General features: G+C 69.3%; 24 protein-coding genes. 23 read left to right on the top strand and 1 reads right to left on the bottom strand.

Translation table 11 applies throughout. The features are described 5' to 3' along the window. Positions 1-94: 94 nt before the first annotated feature. The 23 genes from N5I75_RS01980 (at position 95) to N5I75_RS01870 (ending at position 23,549) form a co-directional block, all read left to right on the top strand. Positions 95-1,387: a homoserine dehydrogenase gene (locus tag N5I75_RS01980; RefSeq protein WP_476673572.1), complete on the top strand. Its 1,293-nt coding sequence runs from the start codon at positions 95-97 to the stop codon at positions 1,385-1,387. Positions 1,388-1,401: 14 nt separating this feature from the next. Next, positions 1,402-2,460 carry a threonine synthase gene (gene thrC, locus N5I75_RS01975; protein WP_476673859.1) on the top strand — a complete coding sequence of 353 codons (1,059 nt, stop codon included), beginning with the start codon at positions 1,402-1,404 and terminating at the stop codon, positions 2,458-2,460. A gap of 318 nt (positions 2,461-2,778) precedes the next feature. Then, entirely contained in the window at positions 2,779-3,705 is a 927-nt protein-coding gene (gene thrB / locus N5I75_RS01970; protein ID WP_476673570.1) for a homoserine kinase, read from the top strand. Positions 3,706-4,108: 403 nt separating this feature from the next. Beyond that, complete coding sequence (gene rho, locus N5I75_RS01965; RefSeq protein WP_476673568.1) at positions 4,109-6,199, top strand: transcription termination factor Rho; 2,091 nt, start codon at positions 4,109-4,111, stop codon at positions 6,197-6,199. Between the two features lie 317 nt (positions 6,200-6,516). Beyond that, positions 6,517-7,617, top strand: a complete 1,101-nt coding sequence (locus N5I75_RS01960; RefSeq protein ID WP_476673566.1) for an LCP family protein — start codon at positions 6,517-6,519, stop codon at positions 7,615-7,617. 177 nt (positions 7,618-7,794) lie between these two features. Then, complete coding sequence (gene rpmE / locus N5I75_RS01955) at positions 7,795-8,016, top strand: 50S ribosomal protein L31 (protein WP_081219441.1); 222 nt, start codon at positions 7,795-7,797, stop codon at positions 8,014-8,016. Between the two features lie 120 nt (positions 8,017-8,136). Further along, the gene (gene prfA / locus N5I75_RS01950) at positions 8,137-9,213 is read left to right on the top strand and encodes a peptide chain release factor 1 (protein WP_476673564.1); all 1,077 of its coding nucleotides are present in this window, start codon (positions 8,137-8,139) and stop codon (positions 9,211-9,213) included. Between the two features lie 49 nt (positions 9,214-9,262). Beyond that, positions 9,263-10,108, top strand: coding sequence for a peptide chain release factor N(5)-glutamine methyltransferase (gene prmC / locus N5I75_RS01945; RefSeq protein WP_394430398.1), 846 nt, complete (start codon positions 9,263-9,265; stop codon positions 10,106-10,108). A 74-nt stretch (positions 10,109-10,182) separates the two neighbouring features. Further along, positions 10,183-10,830, top strand: a complete 648-nt coding sequence (locus tag N5I75_RS01940; RefSeq protein WP_398198979.1) for an L-threonylcarbamoyladenylate synthase — start codon at positions 10,183-10,185, stop codon at positions 10,828-10,830. After that, the gene (locus tag N5I75_RS01935) at positions 10,827-11,510 is read left to right on the top strand and encodes an arsenate reductase/protein-tyrosine-phosphatase family protein (protein WP_476673561.1); all 684 of its coding nucleotides are present in this window, start codon (positions 10,827-10,829) and stop codon (positions 11,508-11,510) included. Before N5I75_RS01940 ends, N5I75_RS01935 begins: the two co-directional genes overlap by 4 nt. A 106-nt stretch (positions 11,511-11,616) precedes the next feature. Further along, the gene (locus tag N5I75_RS01930) at positions 11,617-12,861 is read left to right on the top strand and encodes a serine hydroxymethyltransferase (RefSeq protein ID WP_476673559.1); all 1,245 of its coding nucleotides are present in this window, start codon (positions 11,617-11,619) and stop codon (positions 12,859-12,861) included. A 158-nt stretch (positions 12,862-13,019) separates the two neighbouring features. After that, entirely contained in the window at positions 13,020-14,342 is a 1,323-nt protein-coding gene (locus N5I75_RS01925) for an MraY family glycosyltransferase (protein WP_476673557.1), read from the top strand. Positions 14,343-14,488: 146 nt separating this feature from the next. Further along, entirely contained in the window at positions 14,489-14,821 is a 333-nt protein-coding gene (locus N5I75_RS01920) for a hypothetical protein (protein WP_476673555.1), read from the top strand. 346 nt (positions 14,822-15,167) lie between these two features. Further along, complete coding sequence (locus N5I75_RS01915; RefSeq protein WP_476673553.1) at positions 15,168-15,605, top strand: hypothetical protein; 438 nt, start codon at positions 15,168-15,170, stop codon at positions 15,603-15,605. A 225-nt stretch (positions 15,606-15,830) separates the two neighbouring features. Next, positions 15,831-16,652 (top strand): F0F1 ATP synthase subunit A, encoded by an 822-nt coding sequence (gene atpB, locus N5I75_RS01910; RefSeq protein ID WP_476673551.1) that lies wholly within the window; start codon positions 15,831-15,833, stop codon positions 16,650-16,652. A gap of 75 nt (positions 16,653-16,727) precedes the next feature. Beyond that, a complete protein-coding gene (atpE, locus tag N5I75_RS01905) occupies positions 16,728-16,958 on the top strand; it encodes an ATP synthase F0 subunit C (protein WP_024884520.1) in 231 nt (76 codons plus the stop codon). Positions 16,959-17,000: 42 nt separating this feature from the next. Then, a complete protein-coding gene (locus N5I75_RS01900; RefSeq protein ID WP_394430386.1) occupies positions 17,001-17,555 on the top strand; it encodes a F0F1 ATP synthase subunit B in 555 nt (184 codons plus the stop codon). A 2-nt stretch (positions 17,556-17,557) separates the two neighbouring features. Then, positions 17,558-18,373: a F0F1 ATP synthase subunit delta gene (locus tag N5I75_RS01895; protein WP_476673857.1), complete on the top strand. Its 816-nt coding sequence runs from the start codon at positions 17,558-17,560 to the stop codon at positions 18,371-18,373. A 116-nt stretch (positions 18,374-18,489) separates the two neighbouring features. Beyond that, on the top strand, positions 18,490-20,082 hold the full coding sequence (gene atpA / locus N5I75_RS01890) for a F0F1 ATP synthase subunit alpha (RefSeq protein ID WP_394430384.1): 1,593 nt from the start codon (positions 18,490-18,492) through the stop codon (positions 20,080-20,082). Positions 20,083-20,102: 20 nt separating this feature from the next. After that, positions 20,103-21,023, top strand: a complete 921-nt coding sequence (locus N5I75_RS01885; RefSeq protein ID WP_476673547.1) for a F0F1 ATP synthase subunit gamma — start codon at positions 20,103-20,105, stop codon at positions 21,021-21,023. Next, positions 21,023-22,459: a F0F1 ATP synthase subunit beta gene (gene atpD / locus N5I75_RS01880; protein WP_394430380.1), complete on the top strand. Its 1,437-nt coding sequence runs from the start codon at positions 21,023-21,025 to the stop codon at positions 22,457-22,459. The genes N5I75_RS01885 and atpD overlap by 1 nt, the downstream gene beginning before the upstream one ends. 110 nt (positions 22,460-22,569) lie before the next feature. Then, positions 22,570-22,944 (top strand): F0F1 ATP synthase subunit epsilon, encoded by a 375-nt coding sequence (locus N5I75_RS01875; protein ID WP_398199010.1) that lies wholly within the window; start codon positions 22,570-22,572, stop codon positions 22,942-22,944. 149 nt (positions 22,945-23,093) lie between these two features. Then, positions 23,094-23,549 (top strand): DUF2550 domain-containing protein, encoded by a 456-nt coding sequence (locus tag N5I75_RS01870; RefSeq protein WP_476673544.1) that lies wholly within the window; start codon positions 23,094-23,096, stop codon positions 23,547-23,549. A 135-nt stretch (positions 23,550-23,684) separates the two neighbouring features. On the opposite strand, the gene N5I75_RS01865 is transcribed toward N5I75_RS01870, so the two are convergent. Then, positions 23,685-25,547, bottom strand: coding sequence for a glycosyl hydrolase family 18 protein (locus N5I75_RS01865; protein ID WP_476673542.1), 1,863 nt, complete (start codon positions 25,545-25,547; stop codon positions 23,685-23,687). Positions 25,548-25,676 lie beyond the last annotated feature (129 nt).

Below are 25,676 nucleotides of genomic sequence, written 5' to 3'. Positions count from 1 at the left end.
TGGATCCACCGTACGAAAACGCTGTACGAAAACAACCGTACGAGAACGGCGTATCCGAACGCCGGACACACATGCCGTAGGGAAACGAGGTCGGATGATGCGTACGCGTCCGCTGAAGGTGGCGCTGCTGGGCTGTGGGGTAGTCGGCTCAGAGGTGGCGCGCATCATGACGACGCACGCCGCCGACCTCGCCGCCCGCATCGGTGCCCCGGTCGAGCTCGCGGGCGTCGCCGTGCGGCGCCCCTCCAAGGTGCGCGAGGGGATCGACCCGGCGCTCGTCACCACCGATGCCACCGCCCTGGTCAAACGGGGAGACATCGACGTCGTCGTCGAAGTCATCGGAGGGATCGAGCCCGCGCGCACCCTCATCACCACCGCCTTCGAGCACGGCGCCTCCGTCGTCTCGGCCAACAAGGCGCTGCTCGCGCAGGACGGCGCGGCCCTGCACGCGGCCGCCGTCGACCACGGGCGCGATCTGTATTACGAAGCTGCCGTGGCCGGTGCCATTCCGCTGATCCGGCCCCTCCGTGAATCCCTCGCGGGCGACAAGGTCAACCGCGTACTGGGCATCGTGAACGGCACGACCAACTTCATCCTCGACGCCATGGACACCACCGGCGCCGGATACCAGGAAGCCCTCGACGAGGCCACCGCCCTCGGGTACGCCGAAGCCGATCCGACCGCCGATGTCGAGGGGTTCGACGCCGCCGCGAAGGCCGCCATCCTCGCCGGTATCGCCTTCCATACGCGGGTGCGTCTCGACGACGTCTACCGCGAGGGCATGACCGAGGTGACCGCCGCCGACTTCGCTTCCGCGAAGGAAATGGGCTGCACCATCAAGTTGCTGGCCATTTGCGAGCGGGCCGCCGACGGGGGTTCCGTCACCGCCCGCGTGCACCCCGCCATGATTCCGCTCGACCACCCTCTCGCCTCCGTGCGCGGCGCCTACAACGCCGTGTTCGTCGAGGCCGAGGCCGCCGGGCAACTGATGTTCTACGGACCCGGTGCCGGCGGCTCGCCGACCGCGTCCGCCGTACTCGGCGACCTCGTCGCCGTCTGCCGCAACCGCCTCAACGGCGCGACGGGACCCGGCGACTCCGCGTACACGCAACTGCCCGTCTCACCCATGGGCGACTCCGTGACGCGGTACCACATCAGCCTCGACGTGGCCGACAAGCCCGGTGTTCTCGCGCAGGTGGCGACGGTCTTCGCCGAGCACGGGGTCTCCATCGACACCGTGCGGCAGTCGGGGAAGGACGGCGAGGCAAGTCTCGTCGTCGTCACCCACCGCGCGGCGGACGCGGCCCTCACCGGGACCGTGGACGCGCTGCGTCAGCTCGACACCGTGCGCGGTGTCGCCAGCATCATGCGTGTTGAAGGGGAGTAGCAGCGATGACCGGAATGACCCACCAGTGGCGCGGCATCATCGAGGAGTACCGGGACCGGCTCCCGGTGACGGGCACCACACCGGTCGTGTCGCTGCGCGAGGGCGGCACGCCGCTCGTGCCCGCGCAGGTCCTCTCCGAGCGCACGGGCTGCGAGGTCCACCTGAAGGTGGAGGGCGCCAACCCCACCGGCTCCTTCAAGGACCGCGGCATGACCATGGCCATCACGAAGGCCAAGGAGGAGGGCGCGCAGGCCGTCATCTGCGCCTCCACCGGCAACACCTCCGCCTCCGCCGCGGCCTACGCCGTGCGCGCCGGCATGGTCTGCGCCGTGCTCGTGCCCCAGGGCAAGATCGCGCTCGGCAAGATGGGCCAGGCGCTCGTCTACGGCTCGAAGATCCTCCAGGTCGACGGAAACTTCGACGACTGCCTGAATCTCGCTCGCAGCCTCTCGGAGAACTACCCCGTCGCGCTGGTCAACTCCGTTAACCCCTTCCGTATCGAGGGGCAGAAGACCGCCTCGTTCGAGATCGTCGACGCGCTCGGCGACGCGCCCGACATCCACGTCCTGCCGGTCGGCAACGCGGGCAACATCACCGCCTACTGGAAGGGCTACAAGGAGTACGCCGCCGACTCGGTCGCGTCCCGTACGCCGCGCATGTGGGGGTTCCAGGCCTCCGGTTCCGCGCCGATCGTGCGCGGCGAGATCGTGAAGGACCCGTCGACGATCGCTACTGCGATTCGCATCGGGAACCCGGCCTCCTGGAACTACGCGCTCGCCGCGCGCGACGAGTCCGGCGGCTTCATCGACGAGGTGACGGACCGTGAGATTCTGCGCGCCTACAAGCTGTTGGCGTCCCAGGAGGGTGTCTTCGTCGAGCCCGCGTCCGCCGCGTCCGTCGCCGGTCTGCTGAAGGCCGCCGAGCAGGGCAAGGTCGACAAGGGCCAGAAGATCGTCTGCACCGTCACCGGCAACGGCCTGAAGGACCCCGACTGGGCCGTCTCCGGCGCCCCGCAGCCGGTCACCGTGCCGGTCGACGCGGCCGCGGCGGCGTCGCGGCTCGGCCTCGCCTGAGCCGAAACCGCCTGAATCGGCGCTGCGTCGGTACGGAGTCGGTACAGGGGGTGCACGGGGGGCTCACGACACGCATCGTGCGCCTCCTGTGCGCCCTATGTCGCCACAGAACCTTCCTTCGATAGGCTGTACCGAACCCGCCCGCCGCATATGCCGCGGTGCCGCCGCCGTTCCGTCGTTCCCCGACGAAGTTCCGCCGCGGTTCCGTCGTCAGCGGCCCGGGTCGAGCCGTACGCAGCACAAGACATCGGAAGTCTCGGAAGTTCTCGTCTCGGAAGTTCTCGAAACATCCCGCAGCTCAAGGAGAGTCATCGAGCGATGGCCGGTCCCGCGTTCCGCGCCGCCGCCGTCAGGGTGCGCGTTCCCGCAACCAGCGCCAACCTCGGCCCCGGCTTCGACAGCCTCGGCCTGTCGCTGGGGCTCTACGACGACGTCGTCGTCAGGGTCGCCGACTCCGGGCTGAACATCGACATCGCGGGCGAGGGCTCCGAGACCCTGCCGCGCGACGAGTCGCACCTTCTCGTACGGTCCCTGCGCACCGCCTTCGACCTGCTCGGCGGGCAGCCGCGCGGCCTCGAGATCGTCTGCGCCAACCGCATCCCGCACGGCCGCGGACTCGGCTCCTCCTCCGCCGCCATCGTCGCCGCGGTCGTCGCCGCGCGCGCCGTGACGATAGGCGGCGACGCCCGCCTCGACGACGCCGCGCTGCTCGAACTCGCCACCGAGATCGAGGGCCACCCCGACAATGTGGCGCCCTGCCTGCTCGGCGGCTTCACCATCGCGTGGATGGAGGCGGGCGCGGGCCGCGCGGTCCGCCTCGACGCCGCGCCCACCGTCGTGCCGGTCGTCTTCGTGCCGGGCAAGCCCGTTCTCACCGAGATGGCGCGCGGCCTGCTCCCGCGCGCCGTCCCCCATGTGGACGCGGCGGCCAACGCGGGCCGGGCCGCCCTCCTCGTCGAGGCGCTGACCCGCCGCCCCGAGCTGCTGCTCCCCGCCACCGAGGACCGGCTGCACCAGGAATACCGGGCTCCGGCCATGCCCGAGAGCGCCGCGCTCGTCGAGCGGCTGCGGGCCGACGGGGTTCCCGCGATGATTTCCGGGGCGGGGCCGACGGTCATCGCCCTGGTGGAGGACGGTGCGGCCGACAAGGTCGCCCGGCTCGCCGGAGAGGGATGGGCGGCCAATCGCCTGGCCCTCGACGCCGGCGGGGCGAGCGTACTGCCGCTCGGATCCTCGCCCGACTGATCCATACGTACGGTTGCCGGATTTCGAGAGGGGGAATGTTTGTTGGATCCGGTAGTGTTAACCTCAAGTCTGCACCCGACCTCACCATGGCGCGGTGCTGTGTGTCCCCGTCCGGGACAGCCATTCTTCCGGGAGCCTCCCCAGCAATTCCGCACAGCGTCCCGCTATGCCAGGACGCGGTGCTGAACGACGGCGAGCATGCTCCGGAACCGGTGTGACCGAACCGCGTGACACAGAGATCAAGTGCACCCGCGGACATCGCGAATCGCCGTCACCAATGAATTCTTCCGCCTCATCGGCGGACAACCGCCCCGGCACGGTCCGTAACTGCAGGACCACCGCCGGACAGCACGACCGGTCGCCGAGCCAGAAGGCCGACGTCCGCTCCAGGGAAGGACCCTTCGTGAGCGACACCACCGATCTGATGGGCGTGACTGCCGACAGCTCCGCTGCCGCGCCCGCCGCATCCGCAGGGGATGGATCCGCTGCGCCTGCCACCGGTGCTTCGGGCTCCCGGCGGCGCCGCGGTACCGGCCTCGACGGCATGGTGCTGGCCGAGCTGCAGCAGGTCGCATCGGGCCTCGGCATCAGGGGCACCGCGCGCATGCGCAAGAGCCAGCTGATCGAGGTCATCAAGGAGGCGCAGGCGGGAGGCGGAGCCCCCGCGAAGAGCGCCGACGCCGCCGAGACCAAGCCGAAGCGCCGGGCCACCTCGAAGGCCCGTACCGGCGAGGAGCCCGCGGCCGACGCCGCGCAGGCCAAGGCGGACGCCAAGGCGGCGAAGGCCGAGGCCCCCGACAGCGGCGCGGCCAAGGCGAAGAAGGCCACGGGCCAGCAGCAGATCGACATCCCCGGCCAGGGCGCCGGGGACGAGCAGCCGGCCGGTGAGCGCCGCCGTCGCCGCGCCACCGCCGAGGCGGGCAGCCCGGAGACCGTCACCGCCGAGGCCCAGGCCGCCACGAAGACCGAGCCGAAGGCCGACAAGCAGGACGGCGGCGACAACCGGGGCGACGGCGGCCAGGACGGCGGCAACGAGAACCGCCGTGACCGGCGCGACCGCCGTGACCGTGCCGACCGGGGCGACAGGAACGACCGCGGTGACCGTGGTGGCCGCGACCGCGACCGCCGCGGCAAGGGCGACGACCAGGGCGGCCAGGGCAACAAGGACCGTCAGCAGCAGGGCGGCAACCGCCAGGACCGTGACCGCGACCGGAACAACGGCCCGCAGGACGACGGCTACGACGACGACGGCGGCGGCCGTCGCGGCCGCCGTGGCCGCTACCGCGACCGCCGTGGCCGCCGCGGCCGCGACGAGCAGGGCTTCGGCAACGAGCCGCAGGTCTCCGAGGACGACGTCCTGATCCCCGTCGCGGGCATCCTCGACATCCTCGACAACTACGCCTTCATCCGTACGTCGGGCTACCTGCCCGGCCCCAACGACGTCTACGTCTCCCTCGCCCAGGTCCGCAAGAACGGCCTGCGCAAGGGCGACCACGTCACCGGTGCCGTGCGCCAGCCCAAGGACGGCGAGCGCCGCGAGAAGTTCAACGCGCTGGTGCGCCTGGACTCGGCGAACGGCATGGCGGCCGAGTCCGGCCGCGGGCGTCCCGAGTTCAACAAGCTCACGCCGCTGTACCCGCAGGACCGGCTCCGTCTGGAGACCGACCCGGGTGTGCTGACGACCCGCATCATCGACCTCGTCGCCCCCATCGGCAAGGGCCAGCGCGGTCTGATCGTGGCCCCGCCGAAGACCGGCAAGACCATGATCATGCAGGCGATCGCCAACGCGATCACGCACAACAACCCCGAGTGCCACCTGATGGTCGTCCTGGTCGACGAGCGTCCGGAAGAGGTCACCGACATGCAGCGGTCGGTGAAGGGCGAGGTCATCTCCTCGACCTTCGACCGCCCCGCCGAGGACCACACCACGGTCGCCGAGCTCGCCATCGAGCGTGCGAAGCGCTTGGTGGAGCTGGGTCACGACGTCGTCGTGCTGCTCGACTCGATCACCCGTCTGGGCCGTGCGTACAACCTCGCCGCGCCCGCCTCGGGCCGCATCCTGTCCGGTGGTGTCGACTCGACCGCCCTGTACCCGCCGAAGCGCTTCTTCGGTGCCGCGCGCAACATCGAGGACGGCGGCTCGCTGACCATCCTCGCCACCGCGCTCGTGGACACCGGCTCGCGCATGGACGAGGTCATTTTCGAGGAGTTCAAGGGCACGGGCAACGCCGAGCTCAAGCTCGACCGCAAGCTCGCCGACAAGCGCATCTTCCCCGCGGTGGACGTCGACGCGTCCGGCACCCGCAAGGAGGAGATCCTGCTCGGCAGCGACGAGCTGGCGATCACCTGGAAGCTGCGCCGCGTGCTGCACGCGCTCGACCAGCAGCAGGCGATCGAGCTGCTCCTCGACAAGATGAAGCAGACGAAGTCGAACGCGGAGTTCCTGCTGCAGATCCAGAAGACGACGCCGGCGCCGGGCAACGGCAACGACTGACGTTCTTCACGGCAGCACCGCAAGGGCTGGGCCCCGTCGCAGTACGCGACGGGGCCCAGCCCTTTTTCCCGCCCGTTTCCCCGCGCGCCGGAGACCTTCACCACAGGCATAAGGATGCGGCGCACCCGTGAAACATGCGCCGTACGAGGGTGAATGTGCTGGTGAGAGCGGTGTTACGGGCATCGTCCCGCACGCTGTGCGGTCCGCGCGCTCCCGCTGCGGGGACAGAACGCTGTGCAACCCTTCATGGCGGTCCGCCGTCACACCGAGTGAAGAGTGCAGCGGACGGGAACGCAGCCAGAGCGAACGAGGAGCACATGCCGGACAGTGACAGCAAGCCCGGGCGCCGTCGCGCCAAGGGACGCCGCCGCAAACCGCGCTCCGGCGGATCCAAGGCGCTGCGCGTCGTGGCGTGGAGCGCGGCGGGCGTCGTCGTCCTCGGCGGCACGGGCGCCGGCTACCTCTGGTTCCACCTCAACGGCAACATCAGAAGCGTCGACATCAACCAGGCGCTCGGCACCGACCGGCCCGAGAACGTCGACAACGGCTCGGAGGACATCCTCGTCCTCGGCTCCGACAGCCGGGCGGGCAAGAACAAGAAGGCCGGCGGCGGGATCGACGACGGCAGTGCCCGCTCGGACACCGCGATGGTCGTCCACGTCTACAAGGGGCACAAGAAGGCGAGCATCGTCTCCATACCCCGCGACACCCTCATAGAGCGCCCGTCCTGCACCGACAAGGACGGCACCGAGCACCCGGCGCAGAGCGACGTCATGTTCAACTCCGCCTACTCGACCGGCGGCGCGGCCTGCGCCGTCAAGACCGTCGAGTCGATCAGCGGAATCCGCATGGACCACTACGTCGAGGTCGACTTCAGCGGCTTCGAGCAGCTCATCGACGACCTCGGCGGCGTGAAGGTCACCACCAGCAAGGCGATCGACGACCCCGACAGCCACCTCGAACTCGACGCGGGCACCCACCAGCTCACCGGCGAGCAGGCGCTCGGCCTCGTCCGCACCCGGCACGGCGTCGGCGACGGCAGCGACCTGGGCCGCATCCAGCTCCAGCAGGCGTTCATGAAGGCGCTGATGGACCAGCTGGGGCACGTGGGCGTCTTCGGCAACCCCAAGAAGCTCTACGACCTCGCGAACACCGCCACGAAATCCGTGACCACCGACTCGGACCTGGCCTCGGTCAAGAACCTCACCTCGTTCGCGGGCGGCCTCAAGGGCATCGGCTCCGGCGACATGAACATGGTGACGCTGCCGGTCCAGTACGACACCGCCGACGCCAACCGCGTCCTGGTCGACCGGGCCAAGGCCGACCTGGTGTGGAAGGCCCTGAAGGCGGACAGGACGGTCCCGAGGTCGGCCGTCGAGGGCACGGCGAAGGGCGCCGCGGACGGCGTCGTCAGCTGACGCGCGGAGTCGCCGGAGGACCGTCGGAGGACCGTCGGAGGGCCGCCGGAATAGATCCGGGCCCACCCCCGTTTTGGGAGATACGAACAGTCCTGGCAGACTGGTACGTCGGCTCCGGTTCACGCTCCCGCAATCCGCGTCAGCGACCCGGCGCCCTCCCGAACCTAGGAGACACCCTTGAAGCGCGACATTCACCCCGAGTACGTCGAGACCCAGGTCAGCTGCACCTGCGGCGCGTCGTTCACCACTCGCAGCACCATCGACAGCGGCACCATCCGGGCCGAGGTCTGCTCCGAGTGCCACCCGTTCTACACGGGCAAGCAGAAGATCCTCGACACCGGTGGCCGCGTGGCCCGCTTCGAGGCCCGCTTCGGCAAGGCTGCCGCTGCCAACAAGTAGCGAGGCTTCAGCGCCGGTCTCCGGTGCCCCGATCGCAGGGGCACCGGGACCGGCGCTTTGCGGTGCAGCCCCCCTTGTGTCCGCAGCGACACAGCCACTTCGTACACGCAGGAGCCGGAGATGTTCGAGGCCGTCGAGGACCTCATCGGCGAGCACGCCGAGCTGGAGCAGAAGCTCGCGGACCCCTCGGTCCACGCCGACCAGGCCAACGCGCGCAAGCTGAACAAGCGCTACGCAGAGCTCACCCCGATCGTCGCGACGTACCGCTCCTGGAAGCAGACCGGCGACGACATCGAGACCGCGCGCGAGCTGAGCGCCGACGACCCGGACTTCGCCGCCGAGGTCAAGGACCTGGAGAAGCAGCGCGAGGAGATCACCGAGAAGCTGCGCCTTCTCCTGGTGCCCCGCGACCCGTCCGACGACAAGGACGTCATCCTGGAGGTCAAGGCCGGTGCGGGCGGCGACGAGTCCGCCCTGTTCGCCGGTGACCTGCTGCGCATGTACCTGCGCTACGCCGAGCGCGTCGGCTGGAAGACCGAGATCATCGACGCCACCGAGTCCGAGCTGGGCGGCTACAAGGACGTCCAGGTCGCCGTGAAGACCAAGGGCGGCAACGGCGCGACCGAGCCCGGCCAGGGCGTCTGGGCCCGCCTGAAGTACGAGGGCGGCGTGCACCGCGTGCAGCGCGTCCCGGCGACCGAGTCCCAGGGCCGTATCCACACCTCCGCGGCCGGTGTCCTCGTGACGCCCGAGGCCGAGGAGGTCGACGTCGAGATCAACATGAACGATCTCCGCATCGACGTCTACCGCTCCTCGGGCCCCGGCGGCCAGTCCGTCAACACGACCGACTCCGCCGTGCGCATCACGCACCTCCCGACCGGCGTCGTCGCCTCCTGCCAGAACGAGAAGAGCCAGCTGCAGAACAAGGAGCAGGCGATGCGTATCCTGCGCTCCAGGCTCCTTGCCGCGGCTCAGGAGAAGGCCGAGGCCGAGGCGGCCGACGCCCGCCGCAGCCAGGTCCGCACCGTCGACCGCTCCGAGAAGATCCGCACGTACAACTTCCCGGAGAACCGCATCTCGGACCACCGCGTCGGCTTCAAGGCGTACAACCTGGACCAGGTGCTCGACGGTGACCTCGACGCCGTGATCCAGGCGTGCGTCGACGCGGACTCGGCGGCGAAGCTCGCCGCCGCGTAACACCCCGTACGTATCCCCGTACGTCCACAGTTCGACCCGGAGGACCAGCGTGAACCTGCTGCTCGCGGAAGTGGCCCAGGCCACCCGGCGGCTGGCCGACGCCGGCGTGCCCTCGCCGCGCAACGACGCGGAGGAGCTCGCCGCCTTCGTGCACGGCGTGAAGCGGGGCGAGCTGCACACCGTCAAGGACGCCGACTTCGACGCCCGCTACTGGGAGGCGACCGCGCGCCGCGAGGCACGCGAACCGCTCCAGCACATCACCGGACGCGCCTACTTCCGCTACCTGGAGCTCCAGGTCGGACCGGGCGTCTTCGTGCCGCGCCCGGAGACCGAGTCGGTCGTCGGGTGGGCCATAGACGCCGTACGGGCGATGGACGTCGTCGAACCGCTCATCGTCGACCTGTGCACCGGCTCCGGCGCCATCGCGCTCGCGCTCGCGCAGGAGGTCCCGCGCTCGCGCGTGCACGCCGTGGAGCTGTCCGAGGACGCCCTCCAGTGGACGCGGAAGAACGTCGAGGGGTCCAGGGTCGACCTGCGCCAGGGAGACGCCCTGACGGCCTTCCCCGACCTCGACGGCCAGGTCGACCTCGTCGTCTCCAACCCGCCGTACATCCCGCTCACCGAGTGGGAGTACGTGGCCCCCGAGGCCCGCGACTACGACCCGGACATGGCGCTGTTCTCCGGCGAGGACGGCCTCGACCTGATCCGGGGCATCGAACGCACCGCCCACCGGCTCCTGCGCCCCGGCGGCGTCGTCGTCATCGAGCACGCCGACACCCAGGGCGGCCTCGTGCCGTGGATCTTCACCGAGGAGCGGGGCTGGGCGGACGCCGCCGACCACCCCGACCTCAACAACCGCCCGAGGTTCGCGACCGCCCGCAAGGCGATGCCGTGACCACCTCTGACTTCTCCGACTTCTCCGACTTCCCCACCACCGCAGTACAGGCATTCGAGCAGGAGGCCCGCTAAATGGCACGGCGTTACGACACCAATGACGCGACCGACCGCGCGACCGGTCTGCGCGAAGCCGCGTCCGCCGTCCGCCGCGGCGAACTCGTCGTGCTGCCCACCGACACCGTCTACGGGATCGGTGCCGACGCGTTCACCGCCGAGGCCGTCGGCGACCTCCTGGAGGCCAAGGGGCGCGGCCGCAACATGCCGAGCCCGGTCCTCATCGGCTCCCCGAACACGCTGCACGGCCTCGTCACGGACTTCTCCGAGATGGCCTGGGAGCTGGTCGACGCGTTCTGGCCGGGCGCCCTGACGATCGTCGCCAAGCACCAGCCGTCCCTCCAGTGGGACCTGGGGGAGACCCGGGGCACCGTCGCCGTCCGGATGCCGCTGCACCCGGTCGCCATCGAGCTGCTGACGGAGGTGGGCCCGATGGCGGTGTCCTCCGCCAACCTCACCGGTCATCGCGCCCCCGAGGACTGCGACGCCGCGCAGGAGATGCTCGGCGACTCCGTCTCCGTCTACCTCGACGGCGGCCCCACCCCCGGCATCGTCCCCTCCTCAATCGTCGACGTCACCGGCAAGGTCCCGGTGCTGCTGCGGGCCGGCGCCCTCACCGCCGACGAGCTGCGCAAGGTCGTACCCGACCTCGAGGTGGCGAATTGACAGCCCCTGAGACGGGGCGTGGCATAGGCACCGACTACGGAGCGCCGCTCGCGCTTCCCGGCGACTCCTTCCGCATCCTCCACGTCAGCACCGGCAACGTGTGCCGCTCCCCGATCACCGAGCGGCTGACCCGGCACGCCCTCGCGGACCGGCTCGGCGACCCGCTCGCCGGCGGTCTCATCGTGGAGAGCGCGGGCACCTGGGGCCACGAGGGCGCCCCGATGGAGGCCAACGCCGAACAGGTCCTCGCCGAGCTCGGCGCGGACGCCTCCGGCTTCGTCGGCCGCGAGCTCCTCGACGACCACGTCATAAGAGCCGACCTCGTCCTCACGGCGACCCGCGACCACCGCGCCCAGGTCATCTCCATGGGCCACAGCGCGGGCCTGCGCACCTTCACGCTGAAGGAGTTCACCCGGCTCGTCCAGGCCATAGACCCGGCCACCCTGCCCGACCCCCTCGACACCAAGGCGGGCGGCGTCGTCGAACGCGCCCGCTCCCTGGTCCGCGCGGCGGCGGCCCTGCGCGGCTGGCTCCTGGCCCCGAGCGTCGAGGCGGACGAGGTGTACGACCCGTACGGGGCGCCCCTGCCGTTCTTCCGCTCGGTGGGAGGGGAGATCAGCGAGGCGCTGGACCCGGTGGTGGCGGCACTGACGGGCAAATCCAGCCCCTCCGGCGTTTGAGGAGCGGGGTCCGGGGCGGAGCCCCGTGACGGCGAGCCCAGGCGCCCTGAGCCCTCCGGACCTACATTGGGTAGCACCTCTCCCACTCAAAGGCCCGGAGCCGAAAATGCCGGTCACGACAGGACCCGCACCCCTGGCGGAGCTAACGCGTCAAGACCCCGAACTGGCCGAACTGCTCGCCGGCGAGGCGACCCGCCAGGCCGACTCCCTCCAGCTCATCGCCGCAGAGAACTTCGTCAGCCAGGCAGTCCTCGAGGCACTCGGCTCGCCCCTGGCCAACAAGTACGCGGAGGGCTACCCCGGCGCCCGCCACCACGGCGGCTGCGAACTCGTCGACATGGCCGAACGCCTGGCGATCGAACGCGCGAGGGCCCTGTTCGGCGCCGAGCACGCCAACGTGCAGGCCCATTCCGGCTCCTCCGCCGTCCTCGCCGCGTACGCGGTCCTGCTGCGCCCCGGCGACACCGTCCTGGCGATGGGCCTCCCGTCCGGCGGCCACCTCACGCACGGCTCCCCGGCCAATTTCTCCGGCCGCTGGTTCGACTTCGCGCCGTACGGGGTCGACCCCGAGAGCGGCCTCATCGACTACGACCAGGTGCACCACGCGGCCCGCGCCCACCGCCCCAAGGTCATCGTGTGCGGCTCGATCTCCTATCCGCGCCACATCGACTACGCGGCGTTCCGCGCCATCGCCGACGACGTGGGCGCGAGCCTCGTCGCGGACGCCGCGCACCCCATCGGGCTCGTCGCCGGGGGAGCGGCCCCGAACCCGGTCCCGTACGCCGACATCGTCTGCGCCACCACGCACAAGGTGCTGCGGGGCCCGCGCGGCGGCATGCTGCTGTGCCGCGCCGAGCTCGCCGACCGGGTGGACCGGGCCGTCTTCCCGTTCACGCAGGGCGGCGCGCAGATGCACACGATTGCCGCGAAGGCCGTCGCGTTCGGCGAGGCGGCGACACCGGCGTTCACCGCGTACGCGCATCAGGTCGTCGCCAACGCGAAGGCGCTGGCCGGGGCGCTGGCGGCCCAGGGCTTCGCCGTGACCACCGGGGGTACGGACACCCACCTCGTGACGCTGGACCCGGCGCCGCTGGGCGTACTGGGCCAGATGGCCCGCGGCCGTCTGGCCTCGGCCGGAATGGTCCTGGACATCTGCGCACTGCCGCACGGGGACGGCCGGGGGCTGCGCCTTGGCACCGCCGCGGTGACCACGCAGGGCATGGGCGAGGCGGAGATGGCACGGATCGCGGAACTTCTCACGGGCGTCGTACGCGGTGATCTCGACGCGGGCGCGGTGCGCGGCGAGGTCCGTGCACTGACCGCGCTCTTCCCGCCGTACGCGCCCCGGTGACGGGCGGCCGGAGGGCCGAAACCGTCCGTGGCGGGCCACCGTGGCGTGACCGTACGGTAACTCGTGCAACCATCGTCGCTACCCGGAAGTCCCCACCACTAAGCACGCGAGACTAGGGTGTGGGGCTGAGATGGCCAGCGATACCTGTGGGGAAGCCCGTGCGTGAATACCTGCTGACGCTCTGCATCACGGCCGCGGTGACCTATCTGCTCACAGGCCCGGTGCGGAAGTTCGCGATCGTGGCCGGCGCGATGCCGGAGATCCGGGCGCGTGACGTGCACCGGGAGCCCACGCCGCGGCTCGGCGGTATCGCCATGTTCTTCGGCCTGTGCGCGGGCCTGCTCGTCGCCGACCACCTCACCAATCTGGACAAGGTCTTCGACTCGTCGAACGAGCCGCGGGCGCTGCTCTCCGGGGCCGCGCTGATCTGGCTGATCGGTGTCCTGGACGACAAGTTCGAGATCGACGCGCTGATCAAGCTCGGCGGCCAGATGATCGCCGCGGGCGTCATGGTGATGCAGGGTCTGACGATCCTGTGGCTGCCGATCCCGGGCGTCGGCACGGTCGGCCTGACGCAGTGGCAGGGCACGCTCCTGACCGTCGCCCTGGTGGTCATCACGATCAACGCGGTGAACTTCGTCGACGGCCTCGACGGGCTCGCGGCGGGCATGGTCTGCATCGCGGCGGCGGCGTTCTTCCTGTACGCGTACCGCATCTGGTACGGCTACGGCATCGAGGCCGCGGCCCCGGCCACGCTCTTCGCGGCGATCCTGATCGGCATGTGCCTGGGCTTCCTGCCGCACAACATGCATCCGGCCCGCATCTTCATGGGCGACTCCGGCTCGATGCTGATCGGCCTTGTCCTGGCAGCGGGCGCGATCTCCATGACCGGCCAGATCGACCCGGACGCGCTCAAGCTGAACCTCGGCGGCTCCACCCGTGACACCACGCACGCGATGCTCCCGGTCTTCATCCCGCTGGTGATGCCGCTGACGATCATCGCGATTCCGTTCGCGGACCTCGTCCTCGCCATCGTGCGCCGCACCTGGAACGGCCAGTCGCCGTTCGCCGCCGACCGAGGCCACCTCCACCACCGCCTGCTCGAGATCGGCCACTCCCACAGCCGCGCGGTCCTGATCATGTACTTCTGGTCGGCGCTCATCGCCTTCGGCGCGGTCGCCTACTCCGTCCACTCCGCATCCGGAATGTGGGTCGTCCTGACGATCGTCGCCCTCAGCTTCGTCGGCCTGATCCTCCTCCTCCTGCCCCGCTTCACCCCACGCGTCCCCGTGTGGGCCCAGCGGGTGGTACCGCCGCGCTATCGACGCCGTACGGCCGCGAGCGGGGCCCCTGAGGCCTCCTGCGACGCACCGGCCGAGGACGAGGACCGCACTCCGGTCCCCGCGGGGATCAACGGAGCGACAGCCATCGGCGCTCGCTCGCGCTTCACGGACCGCAGCAAGGACAAGAGCTACAGCTGAGCACGGGGCGCGGCCGTGGCTCTGTGATCAAAACCGGGTGCCCTGCGTGATCGTCCTGTGTTAGGAATGTTCACGTCATAGGGGGAACGCGCCGCTCCTGACCAGGGCGGCACCCTCCTCACTCATTCATGAGCAGAGGATGATCCATGCGTAGATTTGCTGTGCTCGGCGTCGCTGTCGTGGCGTTCAGCGGTTCGTTGGGGACCGCGGCCGTGGCCGCTCCCCAGACGCAGACCGTTGCCGCGGGGGCCGTCAGCGCCCAGGGGGCCGCCCCCAGCTGCGTCAAGGTGAAGAAGACCCGCCAGGACGAGGGGTACAAGACCTTCAAGGTCACCAACAAGTGCTCCGGCACGAAGAAGCTCAAGGGCATCTTCAAGTACGGCTACGACTCGTCCTGCACGGCCGTGAAGAAGGACAAGACGGCCCTGCTCTCGTCGACCCAGCCGTGGGCCGACTGGGACAAGGTCGTCACCTGCTGAGCGAGTTCTGCCTGACGCCCCCGGGATCCCTGAGGATCCCGGGGGCGTCAACGTGAGGGCGATCGTTCGGGTGGTGGGTGCCTGGCAACGGGCCACAAAGTCGCTCAATACAGGATGAGTTGCCTTCCCGGGCGCACAGACGCGCAGGTTCCCTCTCACGTGTGACGGTTGGCACACGTCCTAGGTAAAGACCGCATCAAATAGTTTGTGATACCGTTCACGAAACCCGGGGATAGAGCCGAAAGACCGTAGTGCGACGGTCCCTTGGCCCGAATCTCTCACTCGGCCCCGGACTACGCTCGTCCATGACGACACCCTGCCCCCATCAATAAGCGGAGCTGCCGCCATGCCGTCCAACGACGCACGGACCCTTCTGAAAATTGCCGTACCCCCGGCTGCCGTCGGCGTGATCACCATCGTGGTCAGCGCCGTGGTCGCGGGCGGCAAGGGGGCCCTCGGCGCGCTCGTCGGAACGCTGGTGGCGATCGTCTTCATGGGGCTCGGGCTCTTCGTCCTCGAGCGCACCGCCAAATCTCTTCCGCACCTGTTCCAGATGATGGGCCTGATGCTCTACGCGGCCCAGTTGCTGCTGATGGTCGTCTTCATGGCCCTCTTCAAGGACACGACGCTGTTCAACCCGAGGGCCTTCGCGATCGCCCTCGTCGTCTCGACCCTCGCGTGGATCGGCGCTCAGACGCGCGCCCACATGAAGGCCAAGATCCTTTACGTCGAGCCCGACTCCCAGAAGGGCGAGAAGCCCGAGAAGACGGGGCCGAAGTCGTGAAGCGTAGGGGCGGGATAAGTGGGGGTTCACGACCCTGCTATCGTCCGGTGCCAACTGCGGCATCGCGGGCGCGGGCAACTGAGCTGACGCCTGCTGTAGCGCGAGGCTCGATGCCCGACCGCCGCCCCCACATCCGAACCACCAGTCCCGTGCCGAACCGCGGCTGCGCGCCGCGCCGACACAACGAGGTTGCCGTACCTATGCGCCACGCTGAAGGAGCCCGCGGTGAGTGCTGACCCGACGCAGGTGCTCGCCTTCGAGACCGACTGCCACCTTTTTGATGGGTGTGGCTTCCCGGCTCCCGGCCTGCACTCGTTCCTGTTCGAACCCCTGTGGGGCGACGCGGACAGCAACATGTACTTCAACAAGCCGATGCTGCTGGCGCTGCTCGGCTCGCTCATCATCGTCGGCTTCTTCTGGGCCGCCTTCGGCAAGCCGAAGATGGTCCCCGGCAAGCTGCAGATGGTCGCGGAGGCGGGTTACGACTTCATCCGGCGCGGCGTCGTCTACGAGACGATCGGCAAGAAGGAGGGCGAGAAGTACGTACCGCTCATCGTCTCGCTGTTCTTCTTCGTCTGGATGATGAACCTCTGGTCGATCATCCCGGTCGCCCAGTTCCCGGTCACGTCGATCATCGCCTACCCGGCCGTACTCGCCGTAATCGTCTACATCCTCTGGGTGTCGCTGACGTTCAAGCGCCACGGGTTCGTCGGCTTCTTCAAGAACGTCACCGGCTACGACAAGTCGCTGGGCCCGGTTCTGCCGCTGGCCATGGTCATCGAGTTCTTCTCGAACCTGCTGGTCCGCCCCTTCACGCACGCCGTGCGACTCTTCGCCAACATGTTCGCCGGTCACACCCTGCTGCTGCTCTTCACGATCGCCAGCTGGTACCTGCTGAACGGCATCGGCATCGCCTACGCCGGCGTCAGCTTCATCATGACCCTGGTGATGACCGCGTTCGAGCTGTTCATCCAGGCACTTCAGGCTTACGTGTTCGTCCTGCTGACGTGCACCTACATCCAGGGCGCGCTCGCCGAGCACCACTGAGTGCCCCTCACCCACACCCCCTCAGACGTCCGGTGGCCAACCCCCACCGGTTCGCACAGAAAAGGAAGAACTGGCATGTCCCAGACCCTTGCCGCTGTTTCCGGTTCGCTCGGCTCCATCGGTTACGGCCTCGCTGCCATCGGCCCCGGCGTCGGCGTCGGCATCATCTTCGGTAACGGCACGCAGGCCCTGGCCCGTCAGCCCGAGGCGGCCGGCCTCATCCGCGCCAACCAGATCCTCGGCTTCGCCTTCTGTGAGGCGCTCGCCCTGATCGGTCTGGTCATGCCGTTCGTCTACGGCAAGTAATTCGCGGACTTACGAACCGCCGACTAGACGAAAGGCACTGAAATGAGCCAGCTGCTCACGATCGCGGCCGAGGAGATGGAGAATCCCCTCGTCCCGCCGATCCCCGAGCTTGTCATCGGCCTGATCGCCTTCGTCATCGTCTTCGGCTTCCTCGCCAAGAAGCTCCTCCCGAACATCAACAAGGTTCTGGAAGAGCGTCGCGAGGCCATCGAAGGCGGTATCGAGAAGGCCGAGGCCGCTCAGACCGAAGCCCAGAGCGTCCTCGAGCAGTACAAGGCTCAGCTCGCCGAGGCCCGGCACGAGGCCGCGCGGCTGCGCCAGGAGGCGCAGGAGCAGGGCGCCACGCTCATCGCCGAGATGCGCGCGGAAGGCCAGCGGCAGCGTGAGGAGATCATCGCCGCCGGTCACGCGCAGATCGAGGCCGACCGCAAGGCCGCCGCTCAGGCGCTGCGTCAGGACGTCGGCCAGCTGGCCACCGACCTGGCCGGCAAGCTCGTCGGCGAGTCCCTCGAGGACCACGCCCGGCAGTCGCGCACGATCGACCGCTTCCTCGACGGGCTCGACGACGCCGCGACGAAGGCAGAGGCTGCTCGATGACCGTGCACGGAGCGAGCCGCGAGGCCCTCGTCGCCGCGCGTGAGCGTCTGGACGCGCTGACCGACAACACGTCGGTCGACGTCACGGCGCTCGCCGGCGACCTGGCCGCGGTCACCGCGCTGCTCGACCGCGAGGTGTCGCTGCGCCGGGTCCTCACCGACCCGTCGCAGGCCGGCGACGCCAAGGCCGAGCTTGCGGGCCGACTGCTCGGCGGTCAGGTCAGCGGCGAGGCCGTCGACCTGGTGGCCGGCCTGGTCCGCTCCCGGTGGTCGTCCTCGCGTGACCTGGTCGACTCCCTGGAGGAGCTGGCGAACACCGCGGACCTGACCGCGGCGCAGAAGAGCGGTGACCTCGACAACGTCGAGGACGAGCTGTTCCGGTTCGACCGGATCGTCGGCTCGAACGCCGCGCTCCGCTCCGCGCTCACGGACCGCACCGCGTCGGCCGCCGCCCGCGGCGGACTCGTCAAGGAGCTGCTCGGCGGCCGGGCACGGCCCACCACCGAGCGCCTCGTCGAGCGTCTTGTGACCGTGCCGCGGGGACGTAGCCTGGAAGCGGGACTCGAGTCCCTCTCCAAGCTCGCCGCCGAGCGCCGGGAGCGCATGGTGGCCGTCGTCACCACGGCGGTCCCGCTGAGCGACCAGCAGAAGCAGCGCCTGGGCCAGTCCCTGGCGAAGCTCTACGGCCGCCAGATGCACCTGAACCTGGACGTGGACCCCACGGTCCTCGGCGGGATCAAGGTGCAGGTGGGCGACGAGGTCATCAACGGCTCCATCGCGGACCGCATCGAGGAGGCCAGCCGCCGTATGGCCGGCTGACCGCACTCACCACGTACTACCTACGGCCCTAGTTGGGCCGTGCAGAGGATTCCTGGGGGCTGACCCCAGACCCCCCAAGAACACTTCGGGCCCAACAAGGAGAGCAGGGAACCCAGATGGCGGAGCTCACGATCCGGCCGGAGGAGATCCGGGACGCGCTGGAGAACTTTGTCCAGGCGTACAAGCCGGACGCGGCCTCGCGCGAGGAGGTCGGTACGGTCACCGTGGCCGGCGACGGCATTGCCAAGGTGGAGGGTCTCCCCTCGGCCATGGCCAACGAGCTGCTGAAGTTCGAGGACGGCACCCTGGGTCTCGCCCTCAACCTCGAGGAGCGCGAGATCGGTGCGGTCGTCCTCGGCGAGTTCAGCGGCATCGAGGAGGGCCAGCCGGTGCACCGCACCGGTGAGGTGCTCTCCGTCGCCGTTGGCGAGGGCTACCTGGGTCGCGTCGTCGACCCGCTCGGCAACCCGGTCGACGGCCTCGGCGACATCGAGACGTCCGGCCGCCGCGCCCTCGAGCTGCAGGCCCCCACGGTCATGCAGCGCAAGTCGGTGCACGAGCCGATGGAGACCGGCTACAAGGCCGTCGACGCGATGACCCCGATCGGCCGTGGCCAGCGTCAGCTGGTCATCGGCGACCGCCAGACCGGCAAGACCGCCCTGGCCGTCGACACGATCATCAACCAGCGTGACAACTGGCGCTCGGGCGACCCGAAGAAGCAGGTCCGCTGCGTCTACGTCGCCATCGGTCAGAAGGGCTCCACCATCGCCTCCGTGCGCGGTGCCCTCGAAGAGGCCGGCGCGCTCGAGTACACGACCATCGTCGCCGCCCCGGCGTCCGACCCGGCCGGCTTCAAGTACCTGGCGCCGTACACCGGTTCGGCCATCGGCCAGCAGTGGATGTACGAGGGCAAGCATGTCCTCATCATCTTCGACGACCTCTCGAAGCAGGCCGACGCCTACCGCGCCGTGTCCCTGCTGCTCCGCCGCCCGCCGGGGCGCGAGGCCTACCCGGGTGACGTCTTCTACCTGCACTCGCGTCTGCTTGAGCGCTGCGCGAAGCTCTCGGACGACCTGGGCGCCGGTTCGATGACGGGTCTGCCGATCGTCGAGACGAAGGCCAACGACGTCTCCGCGTTCATCCCGACCAACGTCATCTCCATCACCGACGGCCAGTGCTTCCTGGAGTCGGACCTGTTCAACGCCGGTCAGCGCCCCGCGCTGAACGTCGGTATCTCCGTCTCCCGAGTCGGTGGTTCCGCGCAGCACAAGGCGATGAAGCAGGTCTCCGGCCGTCTGCGTCTGGACCTGGCCCAGTACCGCGAGCTGGAGGCGTTCGCCGCCTTCGGATCCGACCTGGACGCCGCGTCGAAGGCGCAGCTGGAGCGCGGTCAGCGCCTGGTCGAGCTGCTGAAGCAGGCTCAGTACCAGCCGATGCCGACCGAGGACCAGGTCGTCTCCGTGTGGGCCGGTACCACCGGCAAGATGGACGACGTGCCGGTCGCCGACGTGCGCCGCTTCGAGAAGGAGCTCCTCGAGTACCTGCACCGCAAGGAGCAGGGCCTCATGACCTCCATCAAGGAGGGCGGCAAGATGTCGGACGACACCCTCACGGCCGTCGCCGACGCCATCGCGGAGTTCAAGAAGCAGTTCGAGACCTCGGACGGGAAGCTTCTCGGCGAGGACGCCCCGGCCGCCGCCGGCAAGTGACGACGGAAGGGACCTGACTCATGGGAGCCCAGCTCCGGGTCTACAAGCGTCGCATCCGATCCGTCACGGCGACCAAGAAGATCACCAAGGCGATGGAGATGATCGCCGCCTCGCGTGTCGTCAAGGCGCAGCGCAAGGTGGCGGCCTCCACGCCGTACGCGACCGAGCTCACGCGCGCGGTCACGGCGGTCGGCACTGGTTCGAACACCAAGCACCCGCTGACCACCGAGGCGGAGACGGCGACCCGTTCCGCGGTGCTGCTCCTCACGAGCGACCGCGGTCTGGCCGGCGCCTTCAACTCCAACGCGATCAAGGCCGCGGAGCAGCTGACGGAGCGGCTCCAGGCCGAGGGCAAGGAGGTCGACACGTACATCGTCGGCCGCCGTGGTCTGGCCCACTACAACTTCCGCGAGCGCAAGGTCGTGGAGTCGTGGTCGGGTTTCACCGATGAGCCCACGTACGCGGACGCCAAGACGGTGGCGGGCCCGCTGATCGAGGCCATCGAGAAGGACACGGCCGAGGGTGGCGTGGACGAACTCCACATCGTCTTCACCGAGTTCGTCTCGATGATGACGCAGACGGCGGTCGACAGCCGCCTGCTGCCGCTCAGCCTCGAAGAGGTGGCGCAGGAGTCGTCGTCGAAGGGCGACGAGATCCTCCCGCTGTACGACTTCGAGCCGTCGGCGGAGGACGTCCTCGACGCCCTGCTGCCGCGCTACGTCGAGAGCCGTATCTACAACGCGATGCTCCAGTCGGCTGCCTCCAAGCACGCCGCCACGCGCCGCGCGATGAAGTCGGCGACCGACAACGCGGGAGACTTGATCAACACGCTCTCCCGACTTGCCAACGCGGCCCGCCAGGCCGAAATCACCCAGGAAATCAGCGAGATCGTCGGTGGCTCTGCAGCCCTGGCCGACGCGACCGCGGGGAGTGACAAGTAATGACGACCACTGTTGAGACGGCCGCTGCCACGGGCCGCGTCGCCCGGGTCATCGGCCCGGTCGTCGACGTGGAGTTCCCCGTCGACGCGATGCCGGACATCTACAACGCCCTGCACGTCGAGGTCGCCGACCCGGCGCAGGACGGCGCGAAGAAGACGCTGACCCTGGAAGTCGCCCAGCACCTGGGTGACGGCCTGGTCCGCGCGATCTCGATGCAGCCCACCGACGGTCTGGTCCGCCAGGCCACGGTGGTCGACACCGGCTCCTCCATCTCGGTGCCGGTCGGCGACTTCACCAAGGGCAAGGTGTTCAACACCCTCGGCGAGGTCCTGAACGTCGACGAGCAGTACACCGGTGAGCGCTGGGGCATCCACCGCAAGGCGCCGAACTTCGACGAGCTCGAGTCGAAGACCGAGATGTTCGAGACCGGCGTCAAGGTCATCGACCTTCTCACCCCGTACGTCAAGGGTGGAAAGATCGGCCTGTTCGGCGGTGCCGGCGTCGGCAAGACGGTGCTCATCCAGGAGATGATCTACCGCGTCGCCAACAACCACGACGGTGTCTCCGTGTTCGCCGGTGTCGGTGAGCGCACTCGTGAGGGCAACGACCTCATCGAGGAGATGGCCGAGTCCGGCGTCATCGACAAGACGGCGCTTGTCTTCGGTCAGATGGACGAGCCGCCGGGCACCCGTCTGCGCGTGGCCCTCGCGGGTCTGACCATGGCGGAGTACTTCCGCGATGTGCAGAAGCAGGACGTGCTGTTCTTCATCGACAACATCTTCCGCTTCACGCAGGCCGGTTCCGAGGTCTCCACGCTGCTCGGCCGTATGCCGTCCGCCGTGGGTTACCAGCCGAACCTGGCCGACGAGATGGGGCTCCTCCAGGAGCGCATCACGTCGACCCGTGGCCACTCGATCACGTCCATGCAGGCGATCTACGTGCCCGCGGACGACCTGACCGACCCGGCCCCGGCCACCACCTTCGCCCACCTCGACGCGACGACGGTGCTCTCCCGTCCGATCTCGGAGAAGGGCATCTACCCGGCCGTGGACCCGCTGGACTCGACGTCCCGCATCCTCGACCCGCGGTACATCGCGGCGGACCACTACAACACCGCGATGCGCGTGAAGAACGTCCTGCAGAAGTACAAGGACCTCCAGGACATCATCGCGATCCTCGGTATCGACGAGCTCGGCGAGGAGGACAAGCTCACTGTCCACCGCGCCCGTCGCGTGGAGCGCTTCCTGTCCCAGAACACCCACGTCGCCAAGCAGTTCACCGGCGTCGACGGGTCGGACGTCCCGCTGGACGAGTCGATCGCGGCCTTCAACGCGATCATCGACGGTGAGTACGACCACTTCCCGGAGCAGGCGTTCTTCCTCTGCGGTGGCATCGAGGACCTCAAGGCCAACGCCAAGGACCTCGGCGTCTCCTGACCCCGTAGTCCGCGAGAGGGCCGGGTCCGTACCCGGCCCTCCCGCGACGCCCACTAGACTTTGACCCAACACCCGGCAGCAACGCCGGGTGGTGACCCGAGGAGCCCACCTTGGCTGCTGAGCTGCACGTCGAGCTCGTCGCCGCGGACCGCAGTGTCTGGTCCGGCGAGGCCACCCTGGTCGTCGCGCGTACCACGTCCGGCGACATCGGCGTCATGCCCGGTCACCAGCCGCTGCTCGGTGTGCTGGAGTCGGGCCCGGTGACCATCCGCACCAGCGAGGGCGGAACGGTCGTGGCAGCTGTCCACGGCGGTTTCCTCTCGTTCGCGGACAACAAGCTGTCGCTGCTGGCCGAGATCGCCGAGCTGTCGGACGAGATCGATGTCCAGCGTGCGGAGCGGGAGCTCGAGCGCGCGAAGGCGGAGGGCGATGCCTCCGCCGAGCGTCGCGCGGACGTCCGCCTGCGCGCGGTGGCGGCGCGCTGATCCCAGCGCACCCGTAGACGCGACTCAGCCGCGGCCCGGACCGGAGATACGCTCTCCGGACCGGGTCGCGGCTGAGGGCATCTACACCCGTTTTTGCTGTTCCGTTATCTGGCGTTTGGATCTGTCGAGAAGCGAGGAGGTCGGTGCAGATGGTCCTCGTTCTCGTGCTGTGCGTAGTCGCGGTCGTCGTACTCGTACTGCTGGGGCTCTTTGTCTTCGGACTGCGGCGCCGGCTGATCCAGCGCTCGGGCGGCACGTTCGACTGCTCCCTGCGGTGGGACGCGCCGGGCCCCGACGCCGAGGACACCTCCGGCAAGGGCTGGGGCTACGGCATCGCCCGCTACAACGGCGACCGGATCGAGTGGTTCCGCGTCTTCTCGTACGCCCCGCGCCCCAAGCGGATCCTGGAGCGGGCCGCCATCGAGGTCACCGGCCGCCGCGCCCCGGAGGGCGAGGAGGAGCTCGCGCTCCTCTCCGACGCCATCGTTCTCGCCTGTGTGCACCGGGGGACCCGGCTTGAGCTCGCGATGAGCGAGGACGCGCTGACCGGTTTCCTGGCGTGGCTGGAGGCGGCGCCGCCCGGCCAGCGAGTGAACGTGGCCTGAGTAATTCAAGCCCCGCTCTTCGAACGAGAGGCAGCGGGGTCCGGGGCAGCGCCCCGTGACGTGAGCATGGAAGAAGCCGAGCTGGTAGGGGGCGTTCCCACCAGCCCGGCTTCAGTCTTTGTGAACCCCGGCCGACTACTTCAGGCCGGAGTCGATCGCGCTGACCAGCTCACCGTTCGTCGTGTCTCCCGAGAACTCCCAGAAGAACGCCCCGCCCAGACCCTGCGACTTCGCCCAGCTCATCTTCGAGTTGATCGTCGCCGGGGTGTCGTAGGACCACCAGTCGGACCCGCAGTGGGCGTACGCCGTACCGGCGATCGTGCCGTTCGAGGGGCACTTGGTCTTGAGGACCTTGTAGTCCTCGATGCCCTGCTCGTACGTGCCGGCGGCCGGACCCGTGGCGGTGCCGCCCGGCGCGTCCTGCGTGACGCCGGTCCAGCCGCGCCCGTAGAAGCCGATGCCGAGCAGCAGCTTCGACGCGGGGGTGCCCTGCGCCTTCAGCTTGGCGATGGCGTCCGCGGAGGTGAAGCCCTGCTGCGGGATGCCCGAGTACGAGGTGAGCGGGGAGTGCGGGGCCGTCGGGCCCTTGGCCTCCCAGGCGCCGAAGAAGTCGTACGTCATGACGTTGTACCAGTCGAGGGACTGGGCCGCGCCTGCGTAGTCGGTCTTCTCGATCTTGCCGCCGGCCGAGCCGTCGGCGGTGATCGCGGCGGTGACCAGGTTCTTCGTGCCGAACTTGGCGCGCAGGGCCGAGGTGAGCCCCTTCAGCGCGTTGGGCCCGGAGGTGTCACAGGTCAGGCCGCAGGCGTTCGGGTACTCCCAGTCGATGTCGATGCCGTCGAAGACATCGGCCCAGCGCGGGTCCTCGACGAGGTTGTAGCAGGACTCGGCGAACGCGGCCGGGTTCTTCGCGGCCTCACCGAAGCCGCCGGACCAGGTCCAGCCGCCGAAGGACCACAGGATCTTCAGGTTCGGGTGCTTGGCCTTCAACTGGCGGAGCTGGTTGAAGGCGCCGCGCAGCGGCTGGTCCCAGGTGTCGGCCTGGCCGGAGACGGAGTTGGCCGCGGTGTAGGCCATGTCCGTGTCGGCGTAGGCGTCGCCCATGGTGCACTTGCCGCCCTGGACGTTGCCGAAGGCGTAGTTGATGTGCGTGATCTTCGCGGCGGAGCCGGAGGTCTCCAGATTCTTCGGGTAGTACTGGCGGCCGTAGACGCCCCAGTCGGTGAAGTACCCGAGCTTGACCTTGTCGCCGGTGCCGGGGTTGCCCGGGTCGGTGCCGCCGCCAGTGGTGTGGACCTTCACGGCGCCGGAGACCGGGCCCGTCTGGTCGGCGGTGTCGCGCGCCTGGACCGTGTACGAGTAGTCGGTGCCCGCGGTGAGGCCGCTGTCGGTGTAGCTGGTGCCGGTCACCGTGGCGACCTTGGCGCCGTCGCGCAGGACGTCGTAGTTCTTGACGCCCTTGTCGTCGGTGGCGGCCGACCAGGAGAGCTTGACCGAGGTGTCGGTGATGCCGGAGGCGGTCGGGGTGCCGGGCGCGGAGGGTGCCGCGTCGCCGGGCACGTCGCCGCCGTCACAGGAGCCGCCGTTGAGCTTGCAGCCGGTGGGGGCGCCGGTGCCGGAGCCGTTGAACCCGAAGGAGATGGAGGCGCCGGGGGCGAGTGTCCCGTTCCAGGAGAGGTTCTTGGCGGTCCAGTGGTTGGCGGAGTTGGTGACGGTGGCGTCCCACGCCGAGGTCACCTTCGTGCCGGAGGGGTAGTCCCACTCGACGGTCCACGAACTGAGGCTCGTGGTGCCGGAGTTCTTGATGGTCCACTTGCCCTCGAAGCCGCTGCCCCAGTCCTGGGTCTTGGCGAACGTGGCGGTGACCGCGCTCGCCTCGGCGGCGGCCTGGGACGGGGTGGCGAGGGCGACCAGACCGGCCGCCGGCAGCAGCATGGTGGCCAGGACCGCGGTGGTGCGGTGCCGAAGTCTTCGTCGGGGTACGTCACTTGAGCGCATTGCTGGCTCCTCGGGTGTTCCTGGGTTCGCTATGACGGGGGACGGAACCCTGCGACGCCCGTGAGCACCGGAAGTGGGGGGTGTGCTCACCGCAGTGCGGCGAGAATAGAAAGGTCTGGACCAGCGGTC

The sequence above is a fragment of the Streptomyces sp. R818 genome (assembly GCF_056172735.1).
Note: the sequence above shows the minus strand (reverse complement) of the source record. Positions and strands in the feature narration are given on the sequence as shown.

Bases quoted from the DNA above. Each gene is read 5' to 3' on its own strand.
- atpA (WP_394430384.1), top strand. From the start codon at position 18,490: ATGGCGGAGCTCACGATCCGGCCGGAGGAGATCCGGGACGCGCTGGAG.
- N5I75_RS01900 (WP_394430386.1), top strand. From the start codon at position 17,001: ATGAGCCAGCTGCTCACGATCGCGGCCGAGGAGATGGAGAATCCCCTC.
- thrC (WP_476673859.1), top strand. From the start codon at position 1,402: ATGACCCACCAGTGGCGCGGCATCATCGAGGAGTACCGGGACCGGCTC.
- N5I75_RS01980 (WP_476673572.1), top strand. From the start codon at position 95: ATGATGCGTACGCGTCCGCTGAAGGTGGCGCTGCTGGGCTGTGGGGTA.
- N5I75_RS01930 (WP_476673559.1), top strand. From the start codon at position 11,617: ATGCCGGTCACGACAGGACCCGCACCCCTGGCGGAGCTAACGCGTCAA.
- N5I75_RS01940 (WP_398198979.1), top strand. From the start codon at position 10,183: ATGGCACGGCGTTACGACACCAATGACGCGACCGACCGCGCGACCGGT.
- N5I75_RS01870 (WP_476673544.1), top strand. From the start codon at position 23,094: ATGGTCCTCGTTCTCGTGCTGTGCGTAGTCGCGGTCGTCGTACTCGTA.
- N5I75_RS01915 (WP_476673553.1), top strand. From the start codon at position 15,168: ATGCCGTCCAACGACGCACGGACCCTTCTGAAAATTGCCGTACCCCCG.
- N5I75_RS01960 (WP_476673566.1), top strand. From the start codon at position 6,517: ATGCCGGACAGTGACAGCAAGCCCGGGCGCCGTCGCGCCAAGGGACGC.
- N5I75_RS01920 (WP_476673555.1), top strand. From the start codon at position 14,489: ATGCGTAGATTTGCTGTGCTCGGCGTCGCTGTCGTGGCGTTCAGCGGT.
- thrB (WP_476673570.1), top strand. From the start codon at position 2,779: ATGGCCGGTCCCGCGTTCCGCGCCGCCGCCGTCAGGGTGCGCGTTCCC.
- N5I75_RS01865 (WP_476673542.1), bottom strand. From the start codon at position 25,547: ATGCGCTCAAGTGACGTACCCCGACGAAGACTTCGGCACCGCACCACC.
- N5I75_RS01885 (WP_476673547.1), top strand. From the start codon at position 20,103: ATGGGAGCCCAGCTCCGGGTCTACAAGCGTCGCATCCGATCCGTCACG.
- prfA (WP_476673564.1), top strand. From the start codon at position 8,137: ATGTTCGAGGCCGTCGAGGACCTCATCGGCGAGCACGCCGAGCTGGAG.
- atpE (WP_024884520.1), top strand. From the start codon at position 16,728: ATGTCCCAGACCCTTGCCGCTGTTTCCGGTTCGCTCGGCTCCATCGGT.
- atpD (WP_394430380.1), top strand. From the start codon at position 21,023: ATGACGACCACTGTTGAGACGGCCGCTGCCACGGGCCGCGTCGCCCGG.